The 8,653-nt window shown below is 62.2% G+C and carries 6 protein-coding genes; 2 read left to right on the forward strand and 4 right to left on the reverse strand.

What is annotated here, in order from left to right; genetic code table 11:
- Positions 1 to 134: 134 nt before the first annotated feature.
- Together ACW9JE_RS25910 and ACW9JE_RS25915 are read left to right on the forward strand one after the other, a co-directional pair.
- Complete coding sequence (locus tag ACW9JE_RS25910) at positions 135 to 1,262, forward strand: acyl-CoA dehydrogenase (protein ID WP_457434352.1); 1,128 nt, start codon at positions 135 to 137, stop codon at positions 1,260 to 1,262.
- A gap of 15 nt (positions 1,263 to 1,277) precedes the next feature.
- Positions 1,278 to 2,051 (forward strand): enoyl-CoA hydratase, encoded by a 774-nt coding sequence (locus ACW9JE_RS25915; protein WP_175378044.1) that lies wholly within the window; start codon positions 1,278 to 1,280, stop codon positions 2,049 to 2,051.
- A 170-nt stretch (positions 2,052 to 2,221) separates the two neighbouring features.
- Here the strand turns inward: ACW9JE_RS25915 and ACW9JE_RS25920 are convergent, their stop codons facing one another.
- From ACW9JE_RS25920 to ACW9JE_RS25935, 4 genes are all read right to left on the reverse strand, one after another.
- On the reverse strand, positions 2,222 to 3,283 hold the full coding sequence (locus ACW9JE_RS25920) for an autotransporter domain-containing protein (protein WP_457434353.1): 1,062 nt from the start codon (positions 3,281 to 3,283) through the stop codon (positions 2,222 to 2,224).
- A 313-nt stretch (positions 3,284 to 3,596) separates the two neighbouring features.
- Entirely contained in the window at positions 3,597 to 6,161 is a 2,565-nt protein-coding gene (locus ACW9JE_RS25925; protein WP_457434354.1) for an autotransporter family protein, read from the reverse strand.
- A 271-nt stretch (positions 6,162 to 6,432) separates the two neighbouring features.
- A complete protein-coding gene (locus tag ACW9JE_RS25930; RefSeq protein ID WP_224536514.1) occupies positions 6,433 to 7,227 on the reverse strand; it encodes an endonuclease/exonuclease/phosphatase family protein in 795 nt (264 codons plus the stop codon).
- 433 nt (positions 7,228 to 7,660) lie between these two features.
- A complete protein-coding gene (locus ACW9JE_RS25935; RefSeq protein WP_224536516.1) occupies positions 7,661 to 8,419 on the reverse strand; it encodes a PIG-L deacetylase family protein in 759 nt (252 codons plus the stop codon).
- Between the last annotated feature and the right edge of the window lie 234 nt (positions 8,420 to 8,653).

Genomic DNA, 8,653 nt, shown 5'->3' on the forward strand with positions numbered 1-8,653 from the left:
GGGGGGGGTTTGCCGGTGAGGAGGCCAAATCGGGCGACGTGTTTGTTGGCTGACACACCGCTTTCGCGGGCAAGCCCGCTCCCACAGGTACCGTGTTTGATTTAGGTTAATGCGCAAAATTTTAAGGACTGGTCATGATCCCCAATGACGAACAACTGCAAATCAGCGACGCGGCCCGGCAGTTTACCCAGGAACGGCTGAAACCGTTCGCCGCCGAATGGGACCGTGAACACCGCTTCCCCAAAGAGGCCATCGGCGAGATGGCCGAGCTGGGCTTCTTCGGCATGCTGGTGCCGGAGCAGTGGGGCGGTTGCGACACCGGTTACCTGGCCTACGCCATGGCCCTGGAAGAAATCGCCGCCGGCGACGGCGCCTGCTCGACCATCATGAGCGTGCACAACTCCGTGGGTTGCGTGCCGATCCTCAACTACGGCAATGACGACCAGAAAGAGCGCTTTCTCAAGCCCCTGGCCAGCGGCGCGATGCTCGGTGCGTTCGCCCTGACCGAGCCGCAGGCCGGTTCCGACGCCAGCGGCCTGAAAACCCGCGCGCGGCTGGAAGGCGATCACTACGTGCTCAACGGCAGCAAGCAGTTCATCACCTCCGGGCAGAACGCCGGGGTGGTGATTGTGTTTGCCGTGACCGACCCGAGCGCCGGCAAGCGCGGTATCACCGCGTTGATCGTGCCCACGGATTCGCCGGGCTATACCGTTGCGCGGGTCGAGGACAAGCTCGGTCAGCACGCTTCCGATACCTGCCAGATCCTCTTCGAAAACGTCAAGGTTCCGGTGGCCAACCGCCTGGGCGAAGAGGGCGAGGGCTACAAGATCGCCCTGGCCAACCTCGAAGGCGGCCGCGTCGGCATCGCTTCGCAATCGGTGGGCATGGCCCGCGCCGCCTTCGAAGCCGCCCGTGACTATGCCCGCGAGCGCGAGAGCTTCGGCAAGCCGATCATCGAACATCAGGCAGTGGCGTTCCGTCTGGCGGACATGGCGACCCAGATCGCCGTCGCCCGGCAGATGGTGCACTACGCGGCGGCGCTGCGTGACAGCGGCAAGCCGGCGCTGGTCGAAGCTTCGATGGCCAAGCTGTTCGCCTCGGAAATGGCCGAGAAGGTCTGCTCCTCGGCGTTGCAAACCCTGGGCGGTTACGGTTATCTCAACGACTTCCCGGTGGAGCGGATCTACCGCGACGTGCGGGTTTGCCAGATTTACGAAGGCACCAGCGACATTCAGCGCATGGTCATTTCGCGCAACCTATAAAAAGGAAACCTCTACGTGAACTACGAAACGATTTTGCTGGAAATCCACGACCGCGTCGGTCTGATCACCCTGAACCGTCCGCAGGCGCTGAACGCGCTGAATGCGCAGATCGTCAGCGAAGTGAACCACGCCCTCGATGGCCTGGAGAAAGACCCGAACATCGGCTGCATCGTGCTGACCGGCTCGAAAAAAGCGTTCGCCGCCGGTGCCGACATCAAGGAAATGGCCGAGCTGACCTACCCGCAGATCTACATCGACGACCTGTTCAGCGACAGCGACCGGGTGGCCAACCGCCGCAAGCCGATCATCGCCGCGGTCAACGGTTTCGCATTGGGCGGTGGCTGTGAGCTGGCACTGATGTGCGACTTCATCCTGGCCGGCGATAACGCCAAGTTCGGTCAGCCGGAAATCAACCTCGGGGTGCTGCCGGGTATGGGCGGCACTCAGCGCCTGACCCGCGCCGTGGGCAAGGCCAAGGCCATGGAAATGTGCCTCAGCGGCCGCCTGATCGGTGCCGAGGAAGCCGAGCGTTGCGGGATCGTCGCGCGCATCGTGCCGAGCGATGAGCTGCTGGACGAAGCGCTGAAAGTCGCGGCGCTGATTGCGAAGAAATCCCTGCCGATCGCCATGATGGTCAAGGAAAGCGTCAACCGCGCTTTCGAAGTGAGCCTGTCCGAAGGCGTGCGTTTCGAGCGCCGGGTGTTCCATGCGGCATTTGCGACCCAGGATCAGAAGGAAGGCATGGCGGCGTTCATTGCCAAGCGTGAGGCGGATTTCACCAACAAGTGATGTCGCGTACACCATGAAAAGATCGCGAGCAGGCTCGCTCCCACAGGATCTCCAGTGAACCTGAGGGAGCGGGCTTGCTCGCGAAGAGGGCGTGCCAGTCGACATCTGCATTGACTGACCCACCGCATTCGCGAGCAAGCCCGCTCCCACAAGGGATTAGTGGTGCGACTTCACCACCGCATCCGGACCCCCAGACTCCCAATCAACCCGTTCAAGTCATTGTCATCCACATCACTGCTGTAATCGGCGCTGACATACAGACTCACCACCGGCGTCACCCGCGCAACCAGACCCAATCCCAGTTCCACGGTCGACGAGTTGCGACTGCTGCTGATCTTGTCGACCTGATCCAGTGTCACGGTATTGCCGGTATACACCGTGTGCCACAAGTTGGTCCGCACATAGGGTTCGACGGGCAGGCCGTTGATGTCGTAGCTACCTTTCAATTTCGCGCCGACCCGGCCGCTCCACGACGTCAAGTCGGTGGACGAGGCATTGCCGGAGCCCGCGTAGGGCGTGTCCAGCGTGATGCGCTGGTTGATCAATTGCGCCTGGGGTTCGACCACCCAGTTTTCGCTGATGCCAATCGGAAAACCGCCTTCGACCGACAGCGTCACCGCGCTGCCTTCGGTGGCTTGCCTTGCGCCCTGTACGTTGCGACTGAAGCCGTTGACGCGACCGCCGCTGGCGGACAGGTCGACGTGCCAGCCCTGTGGCCCCGTCAGGCTGTAATAGGCACCCAGGCTCTGGCCTTGAAGGTTGAGGGTGTCGCTGTTGGGATCGGACAACGCGCGGTTGATCAGCGGGCCGTTGCCGTTGGCCTGGATCTGGCTGATGCCGCCAATCAGGCCGATGCGCTGGGTATGGCCGCTGTTGCTCTGCAGCGTCAGGATCGCCGGGCCTTTGGTTTCCCCCGAGCCGAAGCTGGTGAAACCCTGGGCCAGCGAGTCGGCCTGCGCCTGGCGCGCGGCCTGGCCGTAGACCTGATCCCAGGCAGCGGGCGCCGCATCCTCGGTGGTGAAATGACTACTTCGTGGGGCAGGGCCGAAATGGCCAGAGTACGTGGCAGCAAGCGTGGGCAAGGTCAGCATCGAGACGTTCTGGCTGTACCAGGGCGTGGTGTCGTCCTCGACCGCCGAGGCCTGGACTTCCAGAGTGGAGCACAGCAGGAGAGAACTCGAGACAGTGCAAAAAGTGATTTTGATCTCTTGTTGAGTGAAGGAAGTTTTCATCGTGGGGCTACCTTGCAACGCGTGCCGTACTTGCCTTGGCGTCTCTCCTACCCCGAGCGAGGGGCGACCGAATGGAGAGGGGCAAGCCGCGGGCCGCCCGCTTGCGCGGGTGTCCGGGGGCTTGCCCCTGATAGTTACTTCCGGGGGTAGTAACCTGAAGTCAAGAGGACCCCCAACCATGCGTCAAGAAAATGGCCGATAAGCGGTATTGCTTTTTTAGGATTTGTAAGTGACTGATTTATGGCGTCTCTCTAAGTTCTTGTTTGTTGGAAAAATAGTCAAAAAAGTCGCGGACTAGAGCCATTGCTCGGTATCACCAACTGATCCGCACCCCCAGGTTTCCCGCCGTTGCACGCTGCTGATTGCTGTCGATATTGCTGCTGTAATCGAGATTGGCGTAGATGCTGACGTTGCGCGCGACACTCATGTTCACCCCGATACCAAGATCCGCCCACGACGCGCGTTGCTCGGTGTCTATATCGGTGCTGCTGGCGAAAGTGACCGTGTCGGTGCCGGTAAAGGTGTGCCACAGATTGGCCCGCAGATAGGGTTCCACCGGCAGGCCGGCGAGGGTGTAGCGCCCCTTGATGCGTGTGCCGAGGCGACCGGTCCAGGCCGGATCGGCATCGAACGACACCCGGGAGATGCCGTCGTCCTGACTGTCGAGCTTGACCTGCTGATGAATGATTTGCGCCTGGGGTTCGATCACCCAATCGCCCGCCAGCGGGAACGGATAGCCGCCCTCGGCCGAGAGGCTGACCACGTGGCCCTTGTTATCGATTTCCAGGCCTCGATCGGAGTGGCTGTCACCGTCCAGCCAGGTGTACATCGCCACCGTGTCGAAGTACCAACCGGCGGGATCGGTGAGGGTCCAGTAGGCGCCGAGATGGTCGCCTTCAAGCTCTACCTTGCCCGCGCGCTTGTCCTCGAAGCCTTCGTTGAAACCATCTACATCACCCTTCAGGCGCGTGTGGCCGACAAAGACACCGCTGCGCTGGGTCTGGCCACCGGCGGTTTCCCGGCTATAGAGGTCGTTACCGACCTGGAAGCCCTTGATCGTGCCGTTGAGTTTCGGGGTGACGGTGCCGGCCCAGGTCTGGTCGAAGTTCTCGCCGTAGACGCGGCCCCAGCCGGCGCCGAACGCGCCTTTTTCGGTCAGCAGGCGTTGATCGCCTTGGCGCTCGTGGAAGGTACCGAGGGCTTTCATCGCAAGCAGGCCGGCGGCTGGCGGCAGGGCTGACCAGTTGGGAACTTCCTGGCGAAACAAGGTGATCGGCGCAGCGCCGGGTTGCGGCGTCGGCAAGGGCGGGCTGCCGGCGGCTGCGACCGGCGCTGCCACCAAAGGCACCAGCACCACCTCAGGGGGCAGGGTCGGATCCGGATTGGCCACCGCCACTTCAACCAGCGGCGGCGCGACCACGGACGAGCGCAGGTACCAGCTGTTTTCGCTGCCGGGCGTGACGCCGCCCTTGTACAGCACGTAGTTGAAGGCGCCCGCTGACAATGGGGTCTTGAGGCTGAAAGCGCTGGCGTCACTGGTGGCCGTACCCTGGGCCTCGACCACCTGAATGCCGTTTTGCAGGGTGGCGGCACCCGCGCCGTTGAGGTTGGTGACGTCGATGGTGGTGGTGCCGGTCAGGGTACCGTTGTTGACCACCAGTTTGTCGCTGGGCGAGCTGTCATCGCCGAGCACGCTTTGCACCAGCAGTTGGCCGCCGTTGCCGGCGTAGTTGCCTTGCACGGTCAGGGAGTCGCTGGTGCGGTTGTTACCGGTGCTCAGGTCGATGATCCCGGCGTTGTTCAGGGTGGCGAGCTGGCCGGCGGTGGCGGAGCTGATGCTGCCTTGCTCCGCGGTCAGGATGCTGCTGCCATCGATGTTGAACACGCCGGTTCCGGTGCCGCTGTCGCCGAGCACGAAACTGCCGGTGCCCAGATCCAGTTGCGAGCCGTTGTTGAGGTTTACGGTTTCGAAGTTGACGTAGCGGCCGGGCACCGAGGTGCTGGTCTTGTCGAAGGTCAGCACGTCGATGCCAATGCCACCATCGATGGTCGGAGTCTGGGCGAGGGTAGCTTCGCTGAGGTTGCTCAGGGTCGCGGTGTCATTGTCGCCTTCGAGCAGTACCCGTGAATGCAGGATACCGTTGCCATCCCAGACGAAGGTGTCGTTGCCGAGGCTGGTGCGGATCTCGCCGAACACCTCGCCGCCGGTGATGGTGACGCTGTCATTGCCGCCGCTGACGCTGATAAAGCCGCCGATAGTGCCGCCAGAAAGGATGATGGTGTCGGTGCCGAATCCCGTCACCACGTTGCCATCAACGATGCCGCCGGACATGTTGAGCAGGTTGTTGTCGAGCTTCATGTCGATCCGGCCGATACGGCCGCCGGTGATGGTCGCGGTGTCGCCATCCTCGAAGGCGCCGATGATTCGGCCGCCGGTCATGAAGAAAAAGTCTCGACTGTCACCCTGGGCAAGGGACTGAATGGTGCCGTCGGTCATGGTGAAATTGTCGATGCCATTGCCTTGTTCGACTGCTCCTGCGATCTGCCCGGCATTGATGGTGAGCCTGTCGGCACCGTCCCCCTGGATCAACGCTCCGTTGATCTGCCCGGAGTCCATGGTGACGATGTCGTTGCCGATCCCGAACGTGACTGTGCCATTGACCACGCCCGTGCCATTGGCCGGAAAGCTCAAGGTGTTGTTGCCCGCCAGATCAGTGAGAGGCCCGCTGGTGCCGCTGTCGCAGACATGGTTGTCGTTACCGGCGGTGGGGGCGAAGGTGCAAGCCGCTTGCAGAGAAGGGGACCAGCCTATGCATAACCAGATTGAAACGGCGCAGGCGCTGAAACGGTACTTGGGCAGATCACTGGATAACTTCATGCTCGTCTCCGCTTGTGGTCAGCGACTGAGTGGCCCCGTGTCAAAAATGACAAGGCATCAGTCGTCCTTGGCAGCACAAGTTGCGAGACAGCACCGGTAAGGCACTCACCCGAAATCGAAAACCTTCAGCAACGGCGGCTGCTATGGGTTGCACATCCATGGGTACAGGTCAGGGATGTGAGCAACGTATCAGCAGTTTTTTGCGGTATCTACTGACAGAAATAACAGGTCAATCGATTCAGCAGGCAATCAAATCGGGTTTTTTAGCAATTCAGAGGTGGACTTCAACCGCCAGCGGCAGGTGGTCCGAGAGATGGGTCCAGGGCTTCGTGCCGAGGATTCTGGGTTCGTGGCTGGTGGCGTTGCGCAGGTAGACGCGGTCCAGGCGCAGCAGCGGGAAGCGGGCGGGGTAGGTTTTGGCCGGGCGACCGTGGTGGCGTTCGAAGGCTTCGTGCAGGTAGTCGCGTCGGGCCAGGGCGGCGTTGCCTTGCAGCTGCCAGTCGTTGAAGTCGCCGGCGATGATCACCGGTGCCTGGTCGGGGAGGGATTCGAGCAGTTGGCAGAGCAACTGCAGTTGCAGTTGGCGATGGCTCTCGAGCAGGCTCAGGTGTACGCAGATCGCATGCACCTCGCGGTGGCCGGGGACGTCCAATACGCAGTGCAACAGCCCGCGGCGCTCGGGGCCGGTGATGGACACGTCGAGGTTGCGGTATTCGCGAATCGGGTACTTGGACAGCAGCGCATTGCCGTGGTGGCCATCGGGGTACACGGCGTTTCGCCCGTAGGCGAAGTCGCTCCACATGCTGTCGGCGAGGAATTCGTATTGGGAGATCGCCGGCCAATTGTTCAGGCGCGTTGAGTGGCCTTCGTGCTCGCCGACCACCTCCTGCAGAAACACCAGATCGGCCGAGGTACTGCGCACCGCTTCACGCAGTTCCGGCAGGATGAAGCGCCGGTTGAAGGCGGTAAACCCCTTGTGGGTGTTGACCGTCAGCACGCGCAGACGATGGATGGTCGATGGGGTGTTCAGGGATTCAATCGTCTGCGACTCGGAATGGCTGGTCACGTTCGCTCCTCTGGATCAAGGCATGTCTAAGTATGCGACTCATGGCGGGGCGGGCAGTTCATTTTCGTGATCCGCTGACCTGTCTACTGCGGGGTGTCAGGCTGCCAGCGTCATCGTTCACCTCCATTCGCGGGCAAGCCACGCTCCCACAGGGATTGATGGTGTGCGCGGACCCTGTGGGAGCCGGGCTTGCCCGCGAAGAGGCCGGCGCATCCAGCTGAAAATTTGTTGGCTGAAAAACCATCGCGAGCAGGCTCCACAGGGTTTGATGGTGCGCGCGGTATTTGCGGTCGACACAAAACCCTGTGGGAGCCGGGCTTGCCCGCGAAGAGGCCGGTGCATCCAGCAGAAAGTTTGTTGGCTGAACAGCTCATCGCCAGCAGGCTTGTTCCCACAGGAATTTGTATGAAATCCAGGGCTGGATTGGCCGGGCTCAGACGAAAACGATTTCATAGGGCAGGCGCATTCGGTCGAGCAGGACCCGGGGGATCAGGGGGGCGATGCCGATGGCGGGGTCGCCGTCGAGCTGGCTGGCGTAGGCGTGGGTCGCGTGGCTTTTGCGGGCGACGGTCCAGGTGTCGAGGCGGACCTTGCGGGCGCGATGCCAGGGGATGATGCCGCTGTCGCGGGTCGGCCAGTGCCAGGCCCAGACCGGCACCTCGTTGAAATCGGCGCCGGCGATGGTCGCGGCGTTGGCGCTGGCGCGGCCGACCGCCTCGTGGTCGCTGTTGCCGTCCTGTGACCAGGTGCTGAACACCACATCGCCCGGGCGCAGATAGCGGGCGATGAAACGGGTCAGTTCCACTTCATGTTCGGCCAGGGCATTGTCGGTGAAACCGCCGCGAATCCACTTAAGGCTGTGCATCGGCAAGCCCAGTCGGCGCAAGGCTTCGACACTCTCCTGGCCGCGAAACACACTCAGGCGTTTCTCCGACCACTGCCGCGAGCCCGGATGGCTGGCGCTGCCGTCGGTGATGGAGATCAATTGAAGAGGGTGGCCCAGGGTGCTGAGCAACTGCAGCAAGCCGCCGCAGGTGACCACTTCATCGCCCGGATGCGGGGCGATGACCACGGCGCGGGCGCCAGGCGGAACCAGGGTCTGGGGGTTGATGACCGGAACGTTGTCCAGCTGCGGGGCGCTATTCCAGATCTGCGCCGCCGCGCTGTTATCGAGCTGAGAGACCGGTTTCATGGTGACGTCCTTGTTGTCGTTGATAGCATTTTGCCGCGTTCCGAACCCTGGAACTGCCGCGTGCAGAGTATTGCTCATGTATCGAAATTCGTCGCGCCGATGTTCCGAGCGGTCGATATTTGTATCCCGCGTTCCCTGTAGCAGCTGGCGAAGCCTGCGTCCGGCTGCGCAGCAGTCGTAAAACCTGTGCACTCGATCCGCCTGATAGGCCGCAGTGTCTGAATTGGCGACTGC

It is taken from the genome of Pseudomonas sp. SDO55104_S430, from assembly GCF_054070595.1.

What these genes read in the sequence shown, in the direction of transcription:
- ACW9JE_RS25935 (WP_224536516.1), bottom strand. Translation starts at nt 8,419, where the DNA reads ATGAAACCGGTCTCTCAGCTCGATAACAGCGCGGCGGCGCAGATCTGG.
- ACW9JE_RS25920 (WP_457434353.1), bottom strand. Translation starts at nt 3,283, where the DNA reads ATGAAAACTTCCTTCACTCAACAAGAGATCAAAATCACTTTTTGCACT.
- ACW9JE_RS25925 (WP_457434354.1), bottom strand. Translation starts at nt 6,161, where the DNA reads ATGAAGTTATCCAGTGATCTGCCCAAGTACCGTTTCAGCGCCTGCGCC.
- ACW9JE_RS25910 (WP_457434352.1), top strand. Translation starts at nt 135, where the DNA reads ATGATCCCCAATGACGAACAACTGCAAATCAGCGACGCGGCCCGGCAG.